Source organism: Bradyrhizobium ferriligni, from assembly GCF_056837965.1.
This window is the reverse complement of record NZ_JBXEJO010000034.1, coordinates 35,764-58,571: the sequence shown is the minus strand read 5'-3', so window position 1 is coordinate 58,571 and position 22,808 is coordinate 35,764. Positions and strand designations below refer to the sequence as shown.

General features: G+C 64.3%; 20 protein-coding genes. 7 read left to right on the top strand and 13 right to left on the bottom strand.

The genetic code is table 11. From position 1 onward, the window contains the following. Positions 1–207 precede the first annotated feature (207 nt). The 3 genes from AC1VNY_RS21075 to AC1VNY_RS21065 all read left to right on the top strand — a co-directional run bounded on the left by AC1VNY_RS21075 (position 208) and on the right by AC1VNY_RS21065 (position 4,281). Positions 208–441 carry a hypothetical protein gene (locus AC1VNY_RS21075; protein WP_028339610.1) on the top strand — a complete coding sequence of 78 codons (234 nt, stop codon included), beginning with the start codon at positions 208–210 and terminating at the stop codon, positions 439–441. 280 nt (positions 442–721) lie between these two features. After that, positions 722–3,055 carry a TonB-dependent siderophore receptor gene (locus AC1VNY_RS21070; RefSeq protein WP_482406669.1) on the top strand — a complete coding sequence of 778 codons (2,334 nt, stop codon included), beginning with the start codon at positions 722–724 and terminating at the stop codon, positions 3,053–3,055. Then, positions 3,055–4,281 (top strand): PepSY-associated TM helix domain-containing protein, encoded by a 1,227-nt coding sequence (locus tag AC1VNY_RS21065; RefSeq protein WP_482406635.1) that lies wholly within the window; start codon positions 3,055–3,057, stop codon positions 4,279–4,281. The genes AC1VNY_RS21070 and AC1VNY_RS21065 overlap by 1 nt, the downstream gene beginning before the upstream one ends. A gap of 7 nt (positions 4,282–4,288) precedes the next feature. Here the strand turns inward: AC1VNY_RS21065 and AC1VNY_RS21060 are convergent, their stop codons facing one another. Then, complete coding sequence (locus AC1VNY_RS21060; protein ID WP_482406634.1) at positions 4,289–4,831, bottom strand: DUF4269 domain-containing protein; 543 nt, start codon at positions 4,829–4,831, stop codon at positions 4,289–4,291. Between the two features lie 222 nt (positions 4,832–5,053). Next, positions 5,054–6,691, bottom strand: coding sequence for an isocitrate lyase (locus AC1VNY_RS21055; RefSeq protein WP_482406633.1), 1,638 nt, complete (start codon positions 6,689–6,691; stop codon positions 5,054–5,056). A gap of 145 nt (positions 6,692–6,836) precedes the next feature. Here AC1VNY_RS21055 and AC1VNY_RS21050 point away from each other — a divergent pair, with 145 nt between their 5' ends. Then, entirely contained in the window at positions 6,837–8,270 is a 1,434-nt protein-coding gene (locus AC1VNY_RS21050; RefSeq protein WP_482406632.1) for a helix-turn-helix domain-containing protein, read from the top strand. Between the two features lie 9 nt (positions 8,271–8,279). Here AC1VNY_RS21050 and serA read toward each other — a convergent pair whose 3' ends face one another. From serA to AC1VNY_RS21035, 3 genes are all read right to left on the bottom strand, one after another. Further along, entirely contained in the window at positions 8,280–9,533 is a 1,254-nt protein-coding gene (gene serA, locus AC1VNY_RS21045) for a phosphoglycerate dehydrogenase (RefSeq protein WP_482406631.1), read from the bottom strand. A gap of 341 nt (positions 9,534–9,874) precedes the next feature. Next, positions 9,875–10,243 carry a BA14K family protein gene (locus AC1VNY_RS21040; protein WP_482406630.1) on the bottom strand — a complete coding sequence of 123 codons (369 nt, stop codon included), beginning with the start codon at positions 10,241–10,243 and terminating at the stop codon, positions 9,875–9,877. Between the two features lie 149 nt (positions 10,244–10,392). Further along, positions 10,393–10,689: a hypothetical protein gene (locus AC1VNY_RS21035; protein WP_244435956.1), complete on the bottom strand. Its 297-nt coding sequence runs from the start codon at positions 10,687–10,689 to the stop codon at positions 10,393–10,395. Between the two features lie 157 nt (positions 10,690–10,846). Between AC1VNY_RS21035 and AC1VNY_RS21030 the strand changes: the two genes are divergently transcribed. Together AC1VNY_RS21030 and AC1VNY_RS21025 are read left to right on the top strand one after the other, a co-directional pair. Continuing rightward, positions 10,847–10,969, top strand: coding sequence for a hypothetical protein (locus AC1VNY_RS21030; RefSeq protein WP_461194805.1), 123 nt, complete (start codon positions 10,847–10,849; stop codon positions 10,967–10,969). A 260-nt stretch (positions 10,970–11,229) separates the two neighbouring features. Continuing rightward, entirely contained in the window at positions 11,230–12,228 is a 999-nt protein-coding gene (locus AC1VNY_RS21025) for a helix-turn-helix transcriptional regulator (RefSeq protein ID WP_482406629.1), read from the top strand. Positions 12,229–12,259: 31 nt separating this feature from the next. On the opposite strand, the gene AC1VNY_RS21020 is transcribed toward AC1VNY_RS21025, so the two are convergent. From AC1VNY_RS21020 to deoC, 8 genes are all read right to left on the bottom strand, one after another. Then, positions 12,260–13,351, bottom strand: a complete 1,092-nt coding sequence (locus tag AC1VNY_RS21020) for an ABC transporter ATP-binding protein (protein ID WP_482406628.1) — start codon at positions 13,349–13,351, stop codon at positions 12,260–12,262. A gap of 82 nt (positions 13,352–13,433) precedes the next feature. Next, positions 13,434–14,873, bottom strand: a complete 1,440-nt coding sequence (locus AC1VNY_RS21015; protein WP_346657090.1) for an extracellular solute-binding protein — start codon at positions 14,871–14,873, stop codon at positions 13,434–13,436. A gap of 49 nt (positions 14,874–14,922) precedes the next feature. Then, positions 14,923–15,960 carry a carbohydrate ABC transporter permease gene (locus AC1VNY_RS21010; protein WP_482406627.1) on the bottom strand — a complete coding sequence of 346 codons (1,038 nt, stop codon included), beginning with the start codon at positions 15,958–15,960 and terminating at the stop codon, positions 14,923–14,925. Further along, on the bottom strand, positions 15,957–16,832 hold the full coding sequence (locus AC1VNY_RS21005) for a carbohydrate ABC transporter permease (RefSeq protein WP_028337040.1): 876 nt from the start codon (positions 16,830–16,832) through the stop codon (positions 15,957–15,959). The genes AC1VNY_RS21010 and AC1VNY_RS21005 overlap by 4 nt, the downstream gene beginning before the upstream one ends. 7 nt (positions 16,833–16,839) lie before the next feature. Then, positions 16,840–17,763: a ribokinase gene (locus AC1VNY_RS21000; protein WP_482406626.1), complete on the bottom strand. Its 924-nt coding sequence runs from the start codon at positions 17,761–17,763 to the stop codon at positions 16,840–16,842. A 4-nt stretch (positions 17,764–17,767) separates the two neighbouring features. After that, on the bottom strand, positions 17,768–18,223 hold the full coding sequence (locus AC1VNY_RS20995; protein WP_411782468.1) for an RbsD/FucU family protein: 456 nt from the start codon (positions 18,221–18,223) through the stop codon (positions 17,768–17,770). Positions 18,224–18,300: 77 nt separating this feature from the next. Further along, entirely contained in the window at positions 18,301–20,688 is a 2,388-nt protein-coding gene (locus tag AC1VNY_RS20990; RefSeq protein ID WP_482406625.1) for an aldehyde dehydrogenase family protein, read from the bottom strand. Between the two features lie 10 nt (positions 20,689–20,698). Then, positions 20,699–21,721: a deoxyribose-phosphate aldolase gene (gene deoC / locus AC1VNY_RS20985; protein WP_482406624.1), complete on the bottom strand. Its 1,023-nt coding sequence runs from the start codon at positions 21,719–21,721 to the stop codon at positions 20,699–20,701. A gap of 240 nt (positions 21,722–21,961) precedes the next feature. Between deoC and AC1VNY_RS20980 the strand changes: the two genes are divergently transcribed. Beyond that, a complete protein-coding gene (locus AC1VNY_RS20980) occupies positions 21,962–22,756 on the top strand; it encodes a DeoR/GlpR family DNA-binding transcription regulator (RefSeq protein WP_482406623.1) in 795 nt (264 codons plus the stop codon). Positions 22,757–22,808 lie beyond the last annotated feature (52 nt).

Genomic DNA, 22,808 nt, shown 5'->3' with positions numbered 1-22,808 from the left:
CGCCACGACGGTTGAGCTGATGCCGCGATCGCGGCTTAGTTGCAGTGACGAGCTATAGCAAGTTCCACCCGGTGTTGAATCTTGGCAACACCGGCCAACAAAATGAACAAACGTTCAGCTTAGCTCGATCGCGACCACGACTGTGCCGCATCCCTGTCAAATCCTGCCTGCGGGTGGCACAACAAAAACACTTTGGGGAAAACCTACATGCAGCAGGCACCGCTGGCCGCACGGAGTGCGGAATCGTCTGGATATGTTCTGTACTTCCAGCTCGCCAGCAACGGCACGAGACGCGCGTGCAGTCTGACGATCCAGGCGGAAAGCGCCAACGAGGCGGCGCGGATCTTTCGCGAGAACTGGGGCACGATCGAATCGATGGCCCGCGACGGCGTCAGCACGGGAATGGTCGGCTCTGCACCGGTCAGCCTGGCGATGTCGTGAGGCGCATCGCGCGGCATACGGCGAACCATACACCTGAGATGTGACAGGACGACGGCTGCAGCCTCAGGCAACGATCGCACGGCCATCTGACGCGCAGACGCGACAAGCAAGTTACGGGATTCAGGGCTCGCGCACACGCGCGGGCCCTGTCGCGTCTTAGAACGATTCAAATCCATTCCTGTTAGAGAGATTCAAGTTTGCTCCGGTTCTTTTCGCGCGCGCCGACTGCTAGAGGCGCGGCGTGACCAAGTGCGCGTGAATCGGAAGTCCAAGAGTGCCTGTGAATGCTGGTGGCCGGGTTGTCGGCGACCGTCGAAATGCCGCCGACAAGGGCCGCACCCATTTGCTGATCGGCGCAGCATTCCTGCTCGCCGATGTCGCCTCCGCGGCAACTCCGGCAAACGCCCAATCGAGCGTCCCGTTGCCGCCTGTTTCGGTCGACCAGCCGACGCAGAAGCGCAAGCCGGCCGCCGCCGCGGCAAAGCCGGCGCAGCGAACGCAGGCGGCCGCCACGGCACGGCAGCGCGGCCGGAATGCCCAACCGGCGCCGCCGACACCGGCGGAGCGCGCAGCAGCTGCCGCCGCGGTGCTCAACGAAGCCAAGCTCCACTATCGCGCGATGCCGAGCTCAACCACGCTGCGCAGCGGCGCCTCGCCGCTGGACACCTCGCAGACGGTCAACGTCGTGCCCGAGCAGGTGCTGAAGGATCAGCTGCCGCGCAACCTCGATGACGCGCTGGCCAATGTCAGCGGCGTCACCCAGGCCAATACGCTCGCCGGCACCCAGGATGCGGTGATGCGCCGTGGCTTCGGCGACAACCGCGACGGCTCGATCATGCGCAACGGCATGCCGCTGGTGCAGGGCCGCAGCCTCAACGCCGCGGTCGAAAGCGTCGAGGTGCTGAAGGGCCCGGCGTCGCTGCTCTATGGCATCATGGATCCCGGCGGCATCGTCAACACGATCAGCAAGCGCCCCGAGCTCTATCAGCACGGTTCGGTGACCCTGCTCGGCTCGACTTACGCCAACTCCAGGACCGGAGCCGACGGCACCATCGACATCACCGGCCCGATCGGCGATCGCGGCCTCGCCTATCGCTTCATCGGTTATGGCGTGAGCGAGGACTACTGGCGCAATTTCGGGCGCCAACGCGAAATGCTGGTCGCGCCGTCGCTGGCCTGGTACGGCGAAAACACCACCGTCCAGCTCAACTACGAGCACCGCGAATTCATCACGCCGTTCGACCGCGGCACCGCATTCGATTCCCTGACCAAGGCGCCGCTGGCGATCCCGGCGACGCGCCGGCTCGACGAGCCCTTCAACAACATGTGGGGCACCTCCGACCTGATGCAGGCCTCGGTCGAGCACCGGTTGAACCAGGACTGGAAGCTGTTCGCGGCCTACAGCTACAACACCGAAACCTTCAGCGCCAACCAGCTCCGCATCACCGGCGTCAACGCCAAGACCGGCGTCGAGACCCGGAGCAATGACGGCACCTGGGGCTCGCTCAGCAATGCCAGCTACGGCACCTCCTATTTGCAGGGCAATGTCTGGCTCGGCGATATGCGCAACGAAGTGCTGTTCGGCGGCGACGGCCAGTACCGCACGATCTATCGCGACAACCTGATCCGGCAGGCGACCCCGAGCTTCAACTTCTACAATCCGGTCTATGGACTGATCACGCCGGGGACGACGGTGTCCGCCGCCGACAGCGCCCAGACCGACAAGCTCGGCCAGTGGTCGTTGTTCTTCCAGGACACGCTGCATCTGACCGAGCGCTTCGCGCTGGTCGGCGGTGTGCGCTACATGGATTACGACCAGCTCGCCGGCAAGGGCCGCCCGTTCGTCACCAATACCAATGTCTCGGCCGACAAGGTGCTGCCGCTCGGCGGCGCCATCTTCAAGCTCACCGACCAGGTCTCGCTCTATGCGAGCTACACGCAATCGCTGAAGCCCACCTCGACCATCGCGCCGCTTACCGGCGGCGTCGTGATCGGCTCCAACATCGCGCCCGAAGAGGGCACCCAGTGGGAGACCGGCGTCAAGTTCGACTTCAACAAACGGATCTCCGGCACGCTTGCGCTCTACGACATCGACAAGAAGAACGTGCTGGTTTCGCAGCTTAACTCCACGACTGGCATCGTCGAGTACCGTACGGCAGGCAAGGTTCGCTCGCGCGGCGTCGAACTCGACGTCACCGGCAGGCTGACTGACAGCTGGAGCATGATCGGCAGCTATGGCTATACCGACGCACGCGTAACCGAGGATCCGACGCTCGCCGGCAACGCCCTGCAGAACGTCGCGCTGAACACCGCCTCGCTCTATTTGGTCTATGATTTCGGCACCACCCTGCCTGGCCGGCTTCGCCTCGGCGGCGGCGCGCGCTATGTCGGCGACCGGCCCGGCGATGCCGCGAACAGCTTCGTGCTGCCGGCCTACACGGTCGCGGACGTGTTTGCGACCTACGAGACCAAGGTCCAGTCGTTCCCGGTCATCTACCAGCTCAACGTCAAGAACTTGTTCGACACGGTCTACTACCCTTCAGCCAACAGCATCCTGACGGTCGCGATGGGCGACGCGCAGCGTTTCTCGCTCTCGGCGACGGTGAAATTCTGATGAGTGACGTTCGGCGCCCGATCAAGGCCGCACTGCTTCAGGTCCATTCCCTGGTTGGTCTTGTGCTGGCGCTGCTGTGGGCCGTGGTCGGCCTCACCGGCGCGACGATGGCCTTTGAGGATGAGATCGAGGCCAGCCTGAACAGCCACATCATGCGCGTCGAGGCCAGCGCGGCCCGGCGGCTCACGCCGGATGAGTTGATCGCGCGGCTAGCGGCGGCGGGCGATTTCGGCAAGGTCACGGCCGTGACGATGGTCAGCGATCCATCGGCCGCGGCCCGCATCCGTTTCGCTCGCAGCGAAGGCGGCACGCGGCCGTCCTCGGTCTATGTCGACCCCTACGATGGACACGTGCTCGGCTCGCCGCGCGGCGAGGACTTTTTCGCAACCGTCCGCAAGCTGCATCGCTGGCTGCTGTTGCCGGGCGACGGCAACGGCATCGGGCGCAAGATCACCGGGTCAGCCGCGATCTGCCTGATCGTGATGCTGATCACCGGCCTCGTGCTGCGCTGGCCGCGTCGTGCGCGTAGCGTGAAGATGTGGCTGAAGCCGAATCTGGGACTGCGCGGCCGCGGCCTGCATCGCTCGCTGCACGCCGTGATCGGGACCTGGGTGCTGCCGGTCTATCTGGTAATGACGCTGACCGGCCTGTGGTATTCGTTCGAATGGTACAAGGCCGGCGCCAACTGGCTGTTCGCGCGGCCTCAGGCCACGGCAAACGCGATGCAGTCCAAGCCGCCGCGCGGCACGGCGGCTGCCGAAAGCAAGAGTGAAGCCAAGACTGAAGCGAAGTCTGAAACGAAGGCCGAGGCAAAGCCGCTTGCCTTCGATCGCGTCTGGTCGGCGTTCCTGCAGCAGGAGAACAACAGTTACGGAAGGGCCCTCCTGACCCTGCCGGCCGGCGCGGGCACGACGGTGCGCGTGCGGTCATGCCCGCGGGACTCGTCGCGCGAGGCCGTGCGTGACGAATTCCGTATCGATGCCCTCACCGGCCGCGTCATCTCATCGGATCGCTACGCCGACAAGACGTTTGGTGAACGCGTCCTCGCCAGCGTGCTCGACATCCACCGCGGCGCCATCCTGGGATGGCCCGGCAAGCTCGCCTTCATGCTGGCCGCCGCCATGATGCCGCTGTTTGCCGTGACCGGCCTCCTGCTTTATCTGTCGCGCCGCAGGCACCGGCGCTTGGCGCCGCCGCCGGTCGGCCACCTCGTTCCCGGTGAATGAAGCCGTTTCAGCAAATTGTCGATCGGCCGAAATCGCACGCCGCGAGCCGCGCACGTAACTCGGCGTCGGTTTCGGCCGCGAGCTCAAGCAATCCACGGTAGGGATCGCCCGATATCCCGAGCACGGCAGCGAACGCAGGCTCGGTCTTGAGACCGCCTGCCCTCAATTCGCTGACGGCTCGCCGCAGCCGTCCATCATCAAGGGCAAGGAGCCGCCGTTCGACCTCGAAGTGGATCCAGCCTCGCTGCTGCTCCACCGGATATTGATCACCGAACAGTTCGAACGGCCAGCCGTCGCACACAAAGCGGGCAATTACCGGCCGCGTCCCCGAGGTCCACCGGAAGAGGACGAAATCATCGCACGCTTGATAGTGAGCCCAAACGATGTCCGCGAATGCGTTCGGGTCGGACGCATGGCAGACGATATCGATGTCGCTGCCGGGCACAGCAAGGCCGAGCGGCAGCGTTCCGACGATACGGGGATCGAACGGCTTCAGCAGTTCCATCACGGCGGAGCTAGTGACGGCGGATGCGTAGTGCCCGACACTCATCGCGCGGCATGCCCTCGAGATCGCAGCGACGCATTACCACACACGCGTGCAACGCGCGAACCTCTGCAAATGGACGGGCTTGAGGGGAAGCGGGCCCAAAAACGTTACGGGGCGATCTCGACCGCGTCACCGTGGTCGAAAATCGCCCCGCCGCCGGCGGACAGGCCAGGCTGCTCGCGCGCCAGACCGCCCAGCCGATAGTCGAATGATCCGTTCGATCGATTAGCCGAACTGGTTCATCGTGTTGTGGGCGCCGCCCGCCTTGAGGGCAGCCTCACCGGCGAAGTACTCCTTGTGATCGTCGCCGATGTCGGAGCCCGCCATGTTCTGATGCTTGGCGCAGGCGATGCCCTGGCGGATCTCCGCGCGCTGCACGTTCTTGACGTAGCCAAGCATGCCCTGCTCGCCGAAATACTCCTTCGCGAGATTGTCGGTCGACAGCGCCGCCGTGTGATAGGTCGGCAACGTGATCAGATGGTGGAAGATGCCGGCGCGCTTGGCCGAATCCGCTTGGAAGGTACGGATGCGCTCGTCGGCTTCGATCGCCAGCGGCGTCTCGTCGTATTCCGGCTTCATCAGCTCGGCACGGTTGTACTTGCTGACATCCTGGCCGGCTTCCTTCATCGCGTCATAGACCTGCCAACGGAAGTTGATCGTCCAGTTGAACGACGGCGAGTTGTTGTAGGCCAGCTTCGCGTTCGGAATGACCTTGCGGATGCGATCGACCATCGAAGCGATCTGCTCGATATGCGGCTTCTCGGTCTCGATCCACAAGAGGTCGGCGCCGTTCTGCAGCGAGGTGATGCAGTCGAGCACGCAGCGATCCGCACCGGTGCCGGGACGGAACTGGTAGAGGTTGCTGGGCAGACGCTTCGGACGCATCATCTTGCCGTTCTGGTTGATGATGACGTCGCCGTTGCGCGCGTTGGCCGCCGTCACTTCCTCGCAGTCGAGGAAGCTGTTGTACTGATCGCCGAGGTCGCCGGGCTTGTGGCTCACGGCGATCTGCTGGGTCAGGCCGGCACCGAGCGAGTCGGTGCGAGTCACGATGATGCCGTCTTCGACGCCGAGCTCGAGGAACGCATGGCGGCAGGCGCGGATCTTCGCGATGAACACCTCGTGCGGCACGGTGACCTTGCCGTCCTGGTGGCCGCACTGCTTCTCGTCGGAGACCTGGTTCTCGATCTGCAGGGCGCAGGCACCCGCCTCGATCATCTTCTTGGCAAGCAGATAGGTCGCCTCGGCATTGCCGAAGCCGGCGTCGATGTCGGCGATGACGGGCACGACGTGGGTCTGGAAGTTGTCGATCTTCTCGATCAGCGCCTTTTCCTTGGCCTTGTCGCCTTCCTTGCGAGCCGCATCGAGCGCACGGAAGATGTCGTTGAGCTCACGCGAATCCGCCTGACGCAGGAAGGTGTAGAGTTCCTCGATCAGGGCCGGCACCGAGGTCTTCTCATGCATCGACTGGTCCGGCAGCGGGCCGAACTCGGAGCGCAGCGCCGCGATCATCCAGCCGGACAGATACAGATAGCGGCGGTCGGTATTGCCGAAGTGCTTCTTGACCGAGATCAGCTTCTGCTGGGCGATGAAGCCGTGCCAGCAGCCGAGCGACTGGGTGTACTTGGTGCTGTCGGCGTCATAGGCCGCCATGTCGGCGCGCATCAGCGCAGCCGTGTAACGGGCGACATCCAGACCGGTCTTGAAGCGGTTCTGCAGGCGCATCCGCGCCACGGCTTCGGCGGTGACGCCGTTCCAGGTGTCCTTGTTCTTGAGCAGCGCTTCGGCCGCCTCGATCTCGCTCTGATACGAAGCCGGTCCCTGGATGGCCCGGTCGCTGATCCCGCGCGGTTGGAAGTTCATGTCCGTGATCCCTTCGGTGACGAAATAACTGCACCGTTTGTGACGCGCGGCGTCATCGGGAGCTAGACCTGGCGCGGAAAACTTGTCATAACTTACAAGAAACCGATGTATTGTTGTAAGAATCTTACAAACCTTGGATAAGGCGATGGTAACCTCAAGCGCCCGTTCCGTTTTCATGGGTCCACGACTGCGCCGGCTGCGGCGCGACCTCGGGCTGACCCAGGCCGACATGGCCGCCGATCTCGAAATCTCGGCCCCTTATGTGGCGCTGCTGGAACGCAATCAGCGTCCGGTGACGGCCGACATGCTGCTGCGGCTCGCCCGCACCTACAAGATCGATCTGGCCGACCTCGCCGGTGACGGCGGCGCCGATCATACCGCCCGCATGCAGTCCGTCCTGAAGGAGCCGATGTTTGCCGACATCGACATCCCCGCGCTCGAGGTCAGCGACCTCGCGGTCAGTTATCCCGGAATGACCGAGGCGTTCCTGCGCCTCTACACCGCCTACCGCGAAGAGCAGCTGGCGCTTGCAGAGCGACGAGCTCCGGACCTGGCGATCGCTTCACCGGGTCAGGAGAACTTTGACGCCAACGATCCCGTCGCGGAAGTCCGGCGCTTTCTCGCCGCGCGCCGCAACAATTTTGCCAGCCTCGACGATGCCGCCGAGCGGCTCGTCCACGAACCTGCCGGGCCGGCCGGGTTTATCGAGCGGCTTCGGGAGCGGCATAAACTCCAGGTCCGCTATCTGCCGCCGAACGTCATGCTGGGTTCGATCAGGCGACTGGACCTTCATCGCAGACAATTGCTGCTGGAGGACTCGCTCGATACCGCGGGCCTGAATTTTCAGCTGGCCAAGCAACTTGCCTATCTGGAACTGGAAAACGAGATCGGCGCCGCCGTCGAAGCCGGCAAGTTCACGACCAAAAGCGCCGAGCTGCTGGCCCGCCGTGCGCTTGCGGCCTATGCCGCCGCAGCACTCATCATGCCGTATTCCGTGTTCGCGAAAGCGGCCGAGGCGCGCCGCTACGATCTGGAGGCGCTGGCGCGGCAATTCGGCACCAGCTTCGAGCAGATCGCGCACCGCGTCACGACCTTGCAACGGCCGGGCCTGGAGAAGGTCCCGTTCTTCCTGATCCGGGTCGATCCGGCCGGCAACATTTCCAAGCTGCTTGACGGCGCCGGCTTCCCGTTTGCAAAGCACGGCGGCGCATGTCCGCTTTGGTCAGTGCACGATATCTTCAAGACGCCGCGCCAGATCGTCACGCAATGGCTGGAATTGCCCGACGGGCAGCGGTTCTTTTCGATCGCCCGCACCGTGACCGCCGGCGGCGGCGCGTTCGGCGCCATCCGTGTGGAGCGGGCGATCGCGATCGGCTGCGCCGCCGAACATGCCGGCCAGTTGATCTACACGCGCGACGGACAGGGGCCGAACGCCGACGAGCCGACGCCGATCGGCGTCGCATGCCGGGTCTGCCATCGCCCAAGATGCGCGGCGCGGTCGGCGCCGCCGATCGGACGCGAGATTCTTCCCGACGATTTCAGGACCTCGAGCGTTCCGTTCGGGTTCTCGGCTGATTGACGAAGTCGATCACCCCTGCGGCCGGTTCTGGTCGTACAGCACCCGCACGCGGATCGTGCCGTCAATGGCCTTTAAATCGGCCAGGAGTCCCTCGCCCTCGCCGCCGACCACGTCGGTCTCGAGCACGACATAGCCGACTTCCGGATCGGTCTGCAGATATTGCGCCAGGATGTTGATCCCGTGCCGGGAGACCGCATCGTTGACCTGGCGCATGACGCCGGGAACGTTGCGATGAACATGGATGAAACGGGTGCCGGTCGGGCGCGCCGGCAATTGCACCTGCGGAAAATTGACCGCGCCGAAGGTCGATCCGACATCGGAATAATCGATCAGCTTGCGTGCAACCTCGCCGCCGATGCGATCCTGCGCCTCTTCCGTCGAACCGCCGACATGCGGCGTGAGGATGACGTTAGGGAGACCTTGCAGCGGCGAGACAAAGCGCGCCTGGTTCGACACCGGCTCAACCGGAAACACGTCGACCGCGGCACCCGCCAACCGGCCCTCACGCAGTGCGCTCGCCAGCGCATCGAGATCGACCACGGTGCCGCGCGAGTTGTTGATCAGATAGGCCTCAGGCTTCATCAGCTGGAGCTGGGCCGCGCCGATCATGTTGGCGGTGGCCGGCGTCTCCGGCACATGCAGCGATACGACGTCGCTGGCTGCGAGCAACGCGTCGAGCGATTCGGCGGGCTCGGTATTGCCATGGCGGAGCTTGTCGGTCTGATCAAAATAGATCACGCGCATGCCCATGGCTTCGGCGAGGTTCGACAGCTGCGAGCCGATGTTGCCGTAGCCGACGATGCCGAGCGTCTTGCCGCGCACCTCGCGGCTGCCTTCGGCGGACTTGTCCCAGCCGCCGGCATGTGCGGAGACCGAACGCGGAAAGATCCGGCGGAACAGCATCACGATCTCGGCGATGGTCAGCTCCGCCACACTGCGGGTGTTGGAGTACGGCGCGTTGAAGACGGGGATCCCGAGCTTCCGCGCGGCGTCGAGATCGACCTGATTGGTGCCGACCGAAAAGCAGCCGACAACGAGCAATCGGTCGGCAGCCTCCAGGATCTCCGCGGTCAACTGGGTTCGCGAGCGAATTCCCAGCATATGGATGCCCGACAGCGCTTGCCTGAGTTCTCCGGGTCCCAGCGCCTTGGGCAGACGTTGCAGCTCGGTATAGCCGTTCGCCTCGAACATCCGGGCCGCGGATTCGTTCACGCCCTCCAGCAGCAGCACGCGTATTTTGGTCTTGGGAAGCGACAACATCATCGAGATCCGGATTCGTAAGGTTCGGGCAGATTTTGCCACGAGCGCAGTTTCGACGGATCGCGTGATAGCATAGAAAACGATCGGGTCAGAAGCCGCCGTGGACCGCCTGCTCTGCGATTCCCGACAAATCCGCTCGATCCGCGCATCCGGGCGCAGCGCGGGAACCCGTTCAGTCAAAGGTCCTGGCCAATTCGCAAGCCACGTTGCGGCTCCTGGGGCGCTCGAACGCCTGCTCCGGCTCACTGGCCGGAGCTCCATTCGTGCTCAGCTCGGCGCCGAGGATTATTGCCTGGAGCGGCGGTTTCACTCCGCCATTCCGGTGCCGCAAGCCTGCTGCAGTCTCACTGGCAGGAATACCGCCGGCCGTCCTTTGCCTGGAACGTGTTCGACGCCGCATCGTACGAGCGATAGCGCTGGGCGCAGGACGCCGCGTGCTGCTGGGCGGCGGCAGCTTCCTGCTGCGCGGCCGCGTTGGCTGCACCGGCCGCGATGACGCCGCCGATGAGGCCACCGACCAATCCGCCGACGGCAGCGCCGCCGCCATTGTCATAGCACTGCCCGTAACGGCACCAGACCTTCTCGGTCAACGACGGCACTGCCGCCGCAACGCCGGCGCCGTGCTGCAACGGAGCCGAAATGGCGGAGGCCGAAAACACCATGGCACCGGTGGCGGCCATCAAAACAACTTTCGCAAAGCGAGCCCTACGCATCAGATCTCCTCCTTCATTGCTGTGGCGCAGGCCGGCACCTGCATCCCGATTCCCTCGACATGGATGGGCTCGCCTGGTCCCGGACCGGACGACACCCGGACACGCGCGGCCGGTTACAATTCGCGCGTCAGCCTGCTTCACAGATGGGCTCATTGGCCGGCTGCGTTCACGACGCGGCAGAGGTTATCGCCGACGCCTGGAGCCAACTGCCCCGGCGGCAAGCTGAAGGTCGCATCGACGCGGCTACCCTTGCCGTCCTTGCGGACGACGACCTGCAACGTTTGTGGACGGCCGGATCCGGTGGTCTCCTGCTGGGTGGTCAGCGTGCCGAGTTTCTTGTCGACGTTCACACCGACAAAACCCTCCGCCAGAACGGCGCGGGACACCTTGTCGAGGGCGGCACCGGGATTGACCGACGGGAAGATCATCCAGGTCTTGTGCGTCATGCCCGTTACCATCGGAACGCCGGTGCTCTGGACGTGATCTGCGCAACCATCGGCCAGCGCAGGCATGGACGAAAGAACTGTAAGCGCGAGTACGCAAGTAATCCTTGTAAGCATGCTTTCATAACCCGTTTGAGTTGGTCGTGACGATTTAGGCCAAATGGGCTACGAGTCCATGGACGACGTCGCATTCCGGATGGAGGCGTTCGGATTGTGGCTAGGACAGTCGATCGCGAATGCTGTGCATCCGCTGGTGCTCTCGGATGTCGGCGCGGCGGATTGAATCGGAACGTTCGTTCGATGCAGGCGAGCGGATTAGATCAAATGCTAGCTTTCGCGGCTCGATTGCGCGATCTGGATATTCTGTTCGCTATTCGGATATTGAAGAAATTGTGAGAAAGGGCACGCGACCCGAAATCACCAAAGCTGTGCTAGTGTGGTGATGCGGTCCATGCGTGCGGGCGGACGCCCCTGAACAGCGGAAAACCGGTCTGATGGATCGGGCAATCCGCGAAACAGCAATCATCCGATGGTTGGGATTTGATGGTCGAAGACGTACTCGCTGCACCTCCCGCGCGATCGGGATCTTCGTTTGAAGAACTCCTTGAAATGCTCCACCCCCACGGGATCAATGCGCATTCCTCGCCGCGCCCCGACGAATCGTTTCGCTGGCATGCGGATATAGCCATCGGCGCGGAAATTGATGTCGTACGGGCCGATCTGTCGGCCGGTTGGGATTGGCGCTATTCGTACGAGAATTCTGCCGGAGAGCTCGCAATAAGCCTGCTGAATGCCGGCCAGGCCGAAATGCTCATTGCAGGAAAGAGCATCCAGCGGACCCCCTCCGACATCGCCATCGTGCCCCTTCCGACGATGCAGGCGCAGCGGGTCGAAGCGGTCGATGGACGATACTCAAGTGTCACGCTCACCTTGCATACGGGCGTAGTTACCAAGGTGCTGTCTGCAACGTTCGGGAGCACGGCGCTGGAAGATCTCAATCTGACGCCGATCGTCGACTTGTCGACCGGCATTGGACAGACGCTTCTTCAGCTTGTCCGCACGAGCACCACCGGTTTGTATGACGGGATCCTGGTACGCTCTCCGAAAGCCAGCGCGCTGCTATCGGAAGCAGCGATACAGCTCATCCTTGAGAACGTTCCTCATCGGTTGACGGACCGGTTGAGCCGCCACCCGCTGGATGCGCCGCCGCGCTACATTCGCCGTGCGGTCGAGTATATGCGGGCCAATCCGCATCTGCCGCTGACGATATCGGATATTGCCGCAACGGTTGGGGTCAGCAGCCGGTTGCTGCAATTGGGCTTCCGCAAAACCCACGGCACGACGCCGGTCGCCTATTTGCGGCAAATTCGGCTTGAGGCCATCCACGATGAGCTGTCGCGACCGGAGAACATGCTTCCGGTTAGCGAAGTTGCCCTGAAGTGGGGCTTTACGCATATGGGCCGTTTCGCGGCGGTGTACCGCTCGGCCTTCGGCCTGTATCCGTCCGATACGGTCCGGCGCGCGCGAGGTTTCTTAAGCTAGGCAGGCGGTTGTCGAGCCAGGCTGCGGCGGATCAGCAAATAGCCGTCCCAGACGCCTTGTCGAACAAGTGCGTTCGCTCAAGATCGAGCGCGACGTCGATGACATGATCCGGTTCCGCGGCGACGCCGACCGGCATTTGCGCCGTGAACGCGAATGGGCCGACGGTCCCGATCACCAGCGTGTGCGGCCCGAGCGGCTCGACGTCTTTCACAAGGATCCGGACGGAAGAGCCCGCCGGCGCGTCTTGCCGCAACACATGGTCGGGCCTGACGCCGAGCACCACGGGCTTGCCGACGCTGCCGGCATAGGCCGCCTCGCGTGACTTCGGCACTCTCAACGCCGTGCCCGACGGCTCGGTGAAGGTGAGCGCGCCGTCGCGGGCAACGATCTCGCCATCGATGAAGTTCATGCTGGGCGCGCCCATGAAGCCGGCGACGAAGAGATTGCTGGGCTTCTCGTAGATCGTGATCGGATCGGCCGCCTGTTCGATGCGGCCGCGGTTCATCACCACGACGCGGTCGGCCATGGTCATGGCTTCGACCTGGTCGTGCGTGACATAGACGATCGTCTTGGCGAGACGGCGGTGCAGCGCCTTGATCTCGGTCCGCATCTCGATGCGGAGCTTGGCGTCGAGATTGGACAATGGCTCGTCGAACAGAAACACATCCGGACTGCGTACGATGGCACGGCCGATCGCCACGCGCTGGCGCTGCCCGCCCGAGAGCTGCTTGGGCCGGCGCTGCAGATATTGTTCGAGGTCCAGCACGCGCGCCACGTCATTGACGGCCTTCTCGATGCTGGCGCGCGATTCGCCCCGCACCTTCATGCCGTAGCCGATGTTCTCTGCGACCGTCATATGCGGGTAGAGCGCGTAGTTCTGGAACACCATCGCGCAATTGCGCAAGCCGGGACGCAATTGCGTCACGTCGCGATTGCCGATGCGGATGGTTCCGCTCGTCACCGCCTCCAGTCCCGCGATCATGCGCAACGTCGTCGTCTTGCCGCAGCCGGACGGGCCGACAAGCACGACAAACTCCTCGTCGGCCACGTTGAGGTCGAGCCCTTCAATGATCTTGTAGGGCCCGTATGCCTTGCTGACGTTCTCGATCTCGACGTGCGCCATGGAATCCTTTCCGTCCCTTCGTCGACGGCAAGTCAAGTCCCGGACGATGCTCGCGCATCATCCGGGACGTCTCACTGGAAAGCTAGTTCTTCGGCGGAAGGCCCATCGCCGCGCGATAGGCCGCGAGCTGCTTGGCCCGGCCGAACTCGTCGGTCAGCCGATTCCACTCCTTGGCCATCGCGTCGAGCGCCGCCTGCGGCGTGGTCTGGCCGGCCAGCGCCTTGCCGAGCTCGATCTCCACCACCTCGGTATAAGAGAAGTAGCCGGGCAGACGCATATCGAGCGCGACGTTCTTGGCATTGATGGAGTCCGATTGCGCGCCGAGATATTCCTTGGCCTCCTCCGGCGAGAAGATCTTGCTCCACAGTTGCAGATTGGCGGTGTGCGATTTGCGATAGGGATTGACGCCGCTGCCCCCGGTGATCGCCGCCTGGCCCGACACTTCAGGACTTGTCAGTGTCTTGACGAAATCCCACGCCGCCTTCTGGTTCTTGCCGGCCTTCGGCACCGCGATCTGCCAACCGCCGAATGCCATGAACGGGCCCGGAAGCACGCTCGGGAACTTGTCCCACTTCTTGGTCTTGGCGTTCCAGATCTCGTCCGAGCCAGGCAGCATCGCCGAGCCGACCTTGCCCGAGATCTTCGACTGCTTCGGATCGGCCGCGATGACACCGGTGTCGCCCCAGCCGATCGATTCCGCCACCTGGCCGCCGGCCACGGCCGCGTTCACCTCGCCGAACGAGAAGTTCAGCGCGTTGGGCGGCCCGAGCTTCGATGCCCTGATGTATTCCTCGAGCCCCTTCACCCAGCCCGGGTTGTTGATCTGCGCGTCCATCGTCTCGGGGTCGAAGAACATCGCGCCCGGATAGTTCGGATTGTTGGCGTAGGCCGCCGCATGGCTGAAGAAGAACCAGAACTGCTGACCGCCGCGGCGGAAGGCTTCCGCCGTTCCCCACAGCCCCTTGTCGGGCCGCTGGAAGAACTCGGCAATGTCGAGATACTGCTTCCAGGTCTTCGGCGGCGCGAGGTCGTAGCCGTATTTGGCCTTGAACGCGTCCTTCTCCTTGGGATCGCTGAACAGGTCGGTGCGGTAGGTATAGGTGTGGACGTCACCATCCATCGACTGCGAGTAGATCTTGCCTTCCCACACCATCAGCCGTTCGCGATAGGCCGGCTCGATATCGTCCCAGTCCTTGCCGGACTGCATCTCCTTCGGCATCTCGCTGAGATAGGGCACGAAATCAGGCAGCCAGGCCGGCGCGAAGCTGACGAGGTCGAACGTCGCGTCCGACGCCGTCAGCGATGTCGCGATCTTCGGATAGAGCTCGGACCACGGGAATTCGACGACATTGACCTTGCCGCAGGTCTTCTTGGCCCATTCGTCCGCGCCGAGCTTGAGCGCGGAGGCGATATACGGCCCGGTCTGCGACGCCACCGTCAGGGTGACGCCGGTATAGTCCGGACTGCAGGCAGCATTCGCCTGGCTCGCGGCACAGGCCATCGCGAGCGAGGTGGTCAGCATCAGGAACGTCCGTCGCAACATCGTCTAGTCCTCCCTACAAGGTTTTTTGCTATTTGATGGCCCCGAGCAGCAGGCCCGAACGCATCATCCGGCTGAGCAGGCCCGCCATGATCATCATGGGAACGATGGCGACGAGCGCCGCAGCCGATATCGCCCACCATTCGTCGCCGCGCTGGCTGTTCTGTCCCGCCACCAGGATCGGCAGCGTCTGCCATCTGGAATTGGTCAGGAACAGCGCGAACAGAAACTCGTTCCAGACGAAGGCCAGCGTGATCATGAACGTCGCCAGCAGCCCGTTCATCGACATCGGCACCACGATGCCGAAGAAGATGCGCCAGCTCGGCACATTGTCGACCATCGCGGCTTCCTCGACCTCGATCGGCACAGCCTCGAAGAAGTCGCGCATCAGCCAGACGACGATCGGCAGCGAGAAGGCGACGTAGCACAGCGTCAGGCCGACAAAGCTGTCGATCAGCTGGAAGCCGAGCCGGCCGATCTCGCTGTAGAGTAGATACAACGCGAAGGCAGTGACGATCGGCGGGAACATGCGCTGGCTGACGAACCAGAACAGGATGTCCTCATTGCCGAGGATCGGTCCCGGCAACGGCAGGCGGTTGGCGGCGACGGCCACGATCAGCGCGATCGGAAAGGCCAGCAACAGGGCTTGCGGGCGGGTGAACCCGAACGTCGTGTTGAACAGCAGATAGCCGCCGAGCGCGAGCAGGAAGAACGCGAGGCCCGCGCCGAAGCGGACCTTGAATTCGAACCGCACCAGCGCATAGGCCGCCATCGCGCCGATCGCCGTGGCGATGGCCGCCGCGGACAGGCCAACGATGGTCGAGTTCAGGAAGGTTCGGAAGAACTCGCCGCGGATGCCCTGATAGAGATCGATGAAGGGCTGCAAGGTCGGCGTGAAGTCGATGAACGGCAGATAGGTCGGTCCGCCGACGACGCCGGGCGGCGTCTTGAATGCGGTGACCACCACCCAATAGAGCGGAAACACCGTGATCAGGCACCAGATGAGAACGCCGACCGCGACCAGGCGGCGGCTCCATGGCGACAGTCCCGTCAAGCCCTGTCCGCTCATCGGCGCTTCTCCAGATGCGGCCGCAGCAGCGCCAGATAAGTCACGCCGATGATCGTGATCGCGATCAGGAACAGGAAGCTGAGCGCCGATGTGTAGCCAAGATTGAACTTCTTGAAACCTTCCTGATAGGCGAACAGCGTCAGCGTCTCGGTGTCCACGCCCGGCCCGCCGCCGGTCATCACGAACACCGTGTCCATGATCTTGTAGCTCTCGATCAGGCGGATGAAGACGACGGCGGCCGAGATCGGCAGCATCATCGGAAAGGTGATACCCCAGAACTGCTGCCAGGCGCTGGCATTCTCGAGCTCGGCGGCCTCGTAGACATCTTCGGGAAGCGTTTGCAGGCCGGCCAGCATCATCAGGATGATGAACGGGGTCCACTGCCAGACCTCGACCGCGATGATGCAGGCGAGCGCCCAATGTCCATTGGTCAGGAACGGCAGGTTGACCAGGCCGAACTTCGACAGGAATTGGTTGAGCGGTCCCATCGTCGGATTGAAGATCATGCGCGCCACCAGCGCGACCGCGACCGGCGCCAGCAGCATGGGCAGCAGCAAGGCGACGCGGAACAGCCGCTCACCCGGCACCCGCGCGTTCAGCGCCAGCGCGACGCCGAACCCGATCGCGTATTGCAGTCCGACCGCGATCAGCGCAATCAGCGTCGTGGTGAAGAGCGCATTCCAGAACCGCGGCTCCTGCAACAACGTCGCATAATTGCCGAGCCAGACCACGCGCGGCGGGATCGGCGGAATCAGGCGGTAGCTGAGGAAGCTCGTGGTCAGCGAATAGATCAGCGGAAAGATCGAGATCGCCAGCACGACGAGCACCGCCGGCCAGATGAAGACATGCTTGATCGGATCATTCCGCATCATCGCAGCATCATCCCCTCAGCAGCGCCTCGATCTCCGCGCGCCGCGGCATCGCGGGCGCGGTGCCCGGCCGGGTCACCGAGATTCCCGCCGTGGCCGAACCGAACCGCGCAGCCTCGAGCGGATCGACGCCGTCCGCGAGCGCCGCCGCGAAGCCGCCGACGAATGCATCGCCCGCGCCGGTGGTTTCGACGACTTTGCCGGCCGCGAAGGGCAGCACGTGCAGCGAGCGATCCCGCGCATGGAATAGCGCGCCGCGCTCACCGAGGGTGATCAGCGCCGTCCCGGCGCCTTTGGCCAACAGGGCGTCGCCGGCACGACGGGCTCCGGCGAGGTCGCCGACCGCGATCCCGGTCAGTGCTTCGGCCTCGGTCTCGTTGGGAACGACATAATCGCACAGCGCAAACAGGCCATCGTCGAATTGGATCGCCGGCGCCGGATTGAACACCGTGATGCTGCCGGCGGCGCGCGCGATCTCGAGCCCGCGCCGCGCCGCGTCGACCGGCTGCTCGAGCTGCGTCACAAACACGCGGCTGTCGCGGATCGCGTCCGCCACCGCGTCGACATCGGTCGGACCGATACCGCCCGCTGCACCCGGCACCACGATGATGGCGTTGTCGCCGCGCGTCTCGTGGACATAGATGAACGCCGCTCCGGTCGGCGCCTCCGCCGTCCTGGCCACGCGCGGCCGGATTCCCTCGGCCTCCCAGGTCTTGATCGCAAGCTCGCCGAAGGCGTCGCTGCCGATCCGCGAGATGAAGCTCACGCCGGCGCCGGCCCGCGCGGCCGCGACAGCCTGGTTGGATCCCTTGCCGCCGGGCCCCATCGCGAATCCCGATCCGGCGATGGTCTCGCCGATCGCCGGCATGTTGCCGGCGCGGAACGCGAGGTCTACGACGAAGACGCCGAGGACGGCAACGCCATTCTTGCTCATCTCGTCACTCCCCGTCCGGCCCGATCACGCCCTTGCTGAACAGGAAGCAGCCGTAGAAGCGCCGCTCGCCCGTCGCGATCACGCAATAGGCCGTCTTGGCCTTCTCATAGAAAGCGTGGCGCTCGACGCCGACCAGCGGCCAGGACCGTCCCTCCGCGCGATCGATCGCGGCCTGCACCTCGCGCTGCACGGGCGGCACTTCCTGAGCCTGGCCGACGATCTCCATGCGGATCGCGGCATCGTCGACAAACGTATCGAGCGGCATCACCGAAAGAACGGCTTCGACCGCCTGGGCGGCACTCACATTGTCGATGCGCAGCAGCCTGCCGAGCACGCTCTGGCGCGCGATCGAGTCGGCCGGAAAATTGGTGTCGCACACCACCAGGCGATCACCGTGTCCCATCGCCCGCAGGGCATAGAGCACGTCGGCATTGAGCAGTGGATTGATGCCCTTCAGCATGTTGCGTCCCTCCCTCGTCTTCAAATTCGCCGGACTCTGACGGTCCGGATTCCCGGTATCACCGCAAGCTGATCTCTCTAGTCCCCATACGGAATCCAGATGTTCTTCACCTGCACCGCATGGCGGAGCAGGATCGGGCCCTCGCTCGCGGCCTTGTCGTACCAATCGAGCGCGAGGCCGTGATCGACCAGCGTGCGCTTGAGATTGCCGATCGAGTATCGTTCAGCCGCCGCTGAGGCGTCCTGCGATCCGAACGCCCAGAGCGCGTCGACATCGTCATGCTCGGCAAGCACCTTGACCAGTTCGTCGCGATCGCCGGTGACGATGTTGACCACGCCGCCCGGCACGTCCGAGGTCTCCAGCACCTGATAGAAGTCGGTCGCGGTGAGCGGATGCCGCTCGCTGGGCACGGCGACGACCCGGTTGCCCATCGCAATCAGCGGCGCCACCAGACTGATGAAGGCAAGCAGCGGCGCCTCGTCGGGACAGGCGACACCGACCACGCCGATCGGCTCATGCATCGCGAGCGCCACGCCGCGCAGCGGCGGCGCGTGGATGGATCCTTCGAATTTGTCGGCCCAGGCGCCATAGCTGAACAACCGCTCGATGCTCGCATCGACTTCCGTGCGCGCCTTCGCAGCCGACACACCGGTCATGTCGGCGATGCGCCGGGCGAACTCGTCGCCGCGCGCGGAAAGATTCTCGGCAAGGTAATAGAGAATCTGGGCGCGATTGTGCGCCGTCGCCCGCGCCCAGGACTCGGCGGAGCGCGCCGCGGCCACCGCATTGCGGATATCCTTGCGATTGCCCTCGCCTGCCTCGCCCAGGCGCCGGCCCTTCGGCGACAGCACCGGACGCGAATAATTGCCGTCCGGGCGCACCTGCTTGCCGCCGACGAACAGTTTTGCCGTCCGATCGATCGGCGGCACATCGAATCCTGCACTGGCGTCGGAAGCCGTCGGCAGCGGCGATGCCTCGGCCCGCGCCTTGCGCCCACTCCACGCCTTCGGCTTGAGATACTCGTACATGCCTTCACGGCCGCCCTCGCGGCCGAAGCCGGACTCGCGATAGCCGCCGAAGCCGACGCTGGCGTCGAACAGGTTGGTCGCATTGACCCAAACGACACCGGCTAGCAGTTTCGGCGCGATATCGAGCGCAAGCCCGATCGTCTCGCTCCACACGCTGGCGGCAAGGCCGTAGCGCGTGTTGTTGGCGAGCATCACCGCCTCGTCGGGCGTACGGAACGTCATCGCCACCAGGACCGGGCCGAAAATCTCTTCGGTCGCAACCGTCGAGGACGGATGCACGTTCCAGAGCAGGGTCGGCGGATAGAAGCATCCTTCCGCCGGCATCGCACCGGGCGCCTGATATTTCTCGGCGCCTTCCTTCACCCCGGTCTCGACCAGCGACTTGATCCGTTCGAGTTGCACCGGCGCGACCACTGCGCCCATGTCGATCGCCTTGTCGAGCGGCATGCCGACGCGAAGCGTCTCCATGCGGCGGATCAGGCGCCTGCGGAAAGTATCCGCGATCCCCTCCTGCAGCAGCAGCCGCGAACCGGCGCAGCAGACCTGCCCCTGGTTGAACCAGATCGCATCGACCACGCCTTCCACCGCGCCATCGATATCGGCATCGTCGAACACGATGAATGGCGACTTGCCGCCGAGCTCGAGTGTCAGCGATTTGCCGGTGCCCGCGGTCGACTGGCGGATCAGCCGCCCGACCTCGGTCGACCCGGTGAACGCGATCTTGTCGACGCCGGGACTTTCGACCAGCAGCGCGCCGGTGGCACCGTCGCCGGTCACAACGTTCAACACGCCCGGCGGCAGGCCGGCCTCGGCCGAAAGCTCGGCGAACAGCAGCGCCGTGAGCGAGGTGAACTCGGCCGGCTTCAGCACCACCGTATTGCCCGCGGCGAGCGCCGGTGCGATCTTCCACGCCAGCATCAGCAGCGGAAAATTCCACGGAATGATCTGCCCGACCACGCCAACCGGCACCTGATCGGCGAATTCGCGGTCCTGCAACTGCGCCCAGCCGGCGTGATAGAGGAAATGGCGCGCAGCGAGCGGCACGTCGAGATCGCGGGTTTCCCGGACCGGCTTGCCGTTGTCGATCGCCTCCAGCACCGCGAACAGCCGGGCGTGCCGCTGCAGCATGCGCGCCAACGCATAGAGATGACGCGCGCGGCCGTGACCGCCGAGCTTGGCCCACGCTGTCTGCGCGATGCGCGCGGCGCTAACCGCCGCCTCGACATCGGCGGCGGCGCCCTGCGCGATGCGCGCCAGCGTCTTGCCGGTGGCCGGCTCGGTCGTCGTGAGGTGTTTGCCGGCATGCGGCGCTGTGAACCTGCCGGCGATGAAATGCCCGAACATGGCGTCATGCCGCGCCAGCCAGGCGCGTGCCTCGCCGTCAGCCTCCGGCGCGGGGCCATACTCCATGGTCTCGAAATAGCTTGCGACGCTCATCGCTGGAGTCTCATCCCACGGGGTGGCGATTGAAGGCCGAATAGTGGCCGGTCACGTGATGCTCGAGCTGTCGCTCGATATCGGCGAGCAGGCTCGAGGCACCGATGCGGAACAGGTCCGGCTCGAGCCAGCCGCGTCCCAGTTCTTCCTTCATCAGGAACTGGTAGTTGAGCACGTCCTTTGCCGTCGAGATTCCGCCGGCCGGCTTGAAGCCGATCTGGTAGCCGGTGCGCTCCTGATAGACGCGGATCATCCGCAGCATCGCGAGCGTCACCGGCAGCGTCGCGTTGACGCCTTCCTTGCCGGTGGAGGTCTTGATGAAGTCCGCGCCGGCCATCATGCAGACCATCGACGCCTTGGCGACGTTGCGCAGCGTCTTGAGATCGCCGGTGGCGAGGATCGTCTTCAGATGCGCGTCGCCGCAGGCGGCGCGGAAATCCCGCACCTCGGCGTAAAGCGTCCGCCAATCGCTGGTCAGCACATGCTCGCGCGTGATGACGATGTCGATCTCCCCCGCGCCGTCGCGGACCGACGCCTCGATCTCCTTCAGCTTCAGATCGTGCGGTACGAGACCTGCGGGAAATCCGGTCGAGACCGCAGCGACCGGGATGCCGGATCCTTCGAGCGCTTCGACGGCCGTCGCCACGAACCGATGGTAGACACAGACCGCGCCGGTATGCAGCTCACGGCCGGCAAAGCCGAGCCGCTCGAGAAGATCGCCGCGCACCGGCGCTTTGGCCTTGGCGCAGAGGCGCTTCACCCGTTCGGTCGTATCGTCGCCATTGAGCGTCGTCAGGTCGATGCAGGTGATCGCCTTGAGAAGCCACGCCGCCTGCGCGTCCTTCTTGACCGTGCGCCGGCCCGGCAAGCTCGCAACGCGACGTTCGGCGGCCGACAGATTGATCCTGATCTCGTCGACCCAATCCATCTCGAGCGCGCGACCACTGTTGCGCGGGAGCTGATGCCCGCCGCCCGGGGAAGGCGGCTGCGCGGCCAATGGGGACGAATTCTGTATGAAGACGCTCTGCGTCATGGAGGCGCCGTGCGGTCCTAGCGAATCGACGAGATCGCCAGATAGACTGAATGTGTCGATCGCAACATGTGATCCTCCCCTGACCTTGCCGCGGGGTTTGCCGACGGCCTGCGGACGACATCGTCCCCGACCCTCGATCAGCCCGCCGGACTGGATGTTATTATTGTAACAAATCGACGTTGATAAACTCACAACATTGTAAGATCATTGTCAATCGGATAAGCAAGCCCGGCGATTAAAATGGCTGAAACATCGAACGCACGACCAAGCGAGACGCGCGTGCAGCGCCTGCAGAGGCTGCGCCGCGCCGTCGAATCGAGCGGCACGCTGCATCTGAAGGACGCCGCCGAGCTCCTCAAGGTTTCCGAAATGACGGTCCGGCGCGATCTCGCCGGGCCGGACGCCGCGCTGGCGCTGCTCGGCGGCTACGTCGTCAATGCGGCGTCGCCGACCGGGATCAAGTACACGTTCGAGCAGGAGATCGATCAGCACACCCAGGACAAGCGCCTCGCCTGCCGGTCTGCCGCGGCCTCGATCAAGGAAGGCGATACGATCTTCATCGATTGCGGCACGACGATGCAGTCGCTGGCGGACTGCCTGCCAGAGGACCTGCCGCTTTCGGTGATCTGCTATTCGATGAACGTGGCGTCGATCGTCACGCGACGGCCGGCCACGCAGGTGATGCTGATGGGCGGCCTCTACCATCCGTCGTCGCAGTCCTTTGCGTCGGACGACGGCCTGTCCTATCTGCGGCGACTCGGCATCAACAAGGCCTTCATCTCCGCGGGCGGCGTGCACTGGACCCGCGGCGCGAGCTGCTCGAATTTTCACGAGGTCGCCGTCAAGCAGGCCGTCATCGAGACCGCGATGGAGAGCATCCTGGTGATCGACGCGAGCAAGCTCGGCAGTCTCAAATCGGCATTCTTCTCCGATATCGGCGCATTCTCGCGGATCATCGTCGGCGGCTCGGCGTCAGCGGAGATGCGCAAGCACTTCCGCAGCCTCCCCGTCGAGTATGTGACCAGCGCAACCTGATCCGAGCGGGGGCTGGCACGCCCGGATCAGGCTGCTCACGATACGCGGGCTC

Excerpts from the sequence above, each read along its gene's own strand:
- AC1VNY_RS21075 (WP_028339610.1), top strand. The coding sequence starts at position 208 with ATGCAGCAGGCACCGCTGGCCGCACGGAGTGCGGAATCGTCTGGATAT.
- AC1VNY_RS21065 (WP_482406635.1), top strand. The coding sequence starts at position 3,055 with ATGAGTGACGTTCGGCGCCCGATCAAGGCCGCACTGCTTCAGGTCCAT.
- AC1VNY_RS21060 (WP_482406634.1), bottom strand. The coding sequence starts at position 4,831 with ATGAGTGTCGGGCACTACGCATCCGCCGTCACTAGCTCCGCCGTGATG.
- AC1VNY_RS21055 (WP_482406633.1), bottom strand. The coding sequence starts at position 6,691 with ATGAACTTCCAACCGCGCGGGATCAGCGACCGGGCCATCCAGGGACCG.
- AC1VNY_RS21050 (WP_482406632.1), top strand. The coding sequence starts at position 6,837 with ATGGTAACCTCAAGCGCCCGTTCCGTTTTCATGGGTCCACGACTGCGC.
- serA (WP_482406631.1), bottom strand. The coding sequence starts at position 9,533 with ATGATGTTGTCGCTTCCCAAGACCAAAATACGCGTGCTGCTGCTGGAG.
- AC1VNY_RS21040 (WP_482406630.1), bottom strand. The coding sequence starts at position 10,243 with ATGCGTAGGGCTCGCTTTGCGAAAGTTGTTTTGATGGCCGCCACCGGT.
- AC1VNY_RS21035 (WP_244435956.1), bottom strand. The coding sequence starts at position 10,689 with ATGACGCACAAGACCTGGATGATCTTCCCGTCGGTCAATCCCGGTGCC.
- AC1VNY_RS21030 (WP_461194805.1), top strand. The coding sequence starts at position 10,847 with ATGGGCTACGAGTCCATGGACGACGTCGCATTCCGGATGGAGGCGTTC.
- AC1VNY_RS21025 (WP_482406629.1), top strand. The coding sequence starts at position 11,230 with ATGGTCGAAGACGTACTCGCTGCACCTCCCGCGCGATCGGGATCTTCG.
- AC1VNY_RS21020 (WP_482406628.1), bottom strand. The coding sequence starts at position 13,351 with ATGGCGCACGTCGAGATCGAGAACGTCAGCAAGGCATACGGGCCCTAC.
- AC1VNY_RS21015 (WP_346657090.1), bottom strand. The coding sequence starts at position 14,873 with ATGCTGACCACCTCGCTCGCGATGGCCTGTGCCGCGAGCCAGGCGAAT.
- AC1VNY_RS21010 (WP_482406627.1), bottom strand. The coding sequence starts at position 15,960 with ATGAGCGGACAGGGCTTGACGGGACTGTCGCCATGGAGCCGCCGCCTG.
- AC1VNY_RS21005 (WP_028337040.1), bottom strand. The coding sequence starts at position 16,832 with ATGATGCGGAATGATCCGATCAAGCATGTCTTCATCTGGCCGGCGGTG.
- AC1VNY_RS21000 (WP_482406626.1), bottom strand. The coding sequence starts at position 17,763 with ATGAGCAAGAATGGCGTTGCCGTCCTCGGCGTCTTCGTCGTAGACCTC.
- AC1VNY_RS20995 (WP_411782468.1), bottom strand. The coding sequence starts at position 18,223 with ATGCTGAAGGGCATCAATCCACTGCTCAATGCCGACGTGCTCTATGCC.
- AC1VNY_RS20990 (WP_482406625.1), bottom strand. The coding sequence starts at position 20,688 with ATGAGCGTCGCAAGCTATTTCGAGACCATGGAGTATGGCCCCGCGCCG.
- deoC (WP_482406624.1), bottom strand. The coding sequence starts at position 21,721 with ATGACGCAGAGCGTCTTCATACAGAATTCGTCCCCATTGGCCGCGCAG.
- AC1VNY_RS20980 (WP_482406623.1), top strand. The coding sequence starts at position 21,962 with ATGGCTGAAACATCGAACGCACGACCAAGCGAGACGCGCGTGCAGCGC.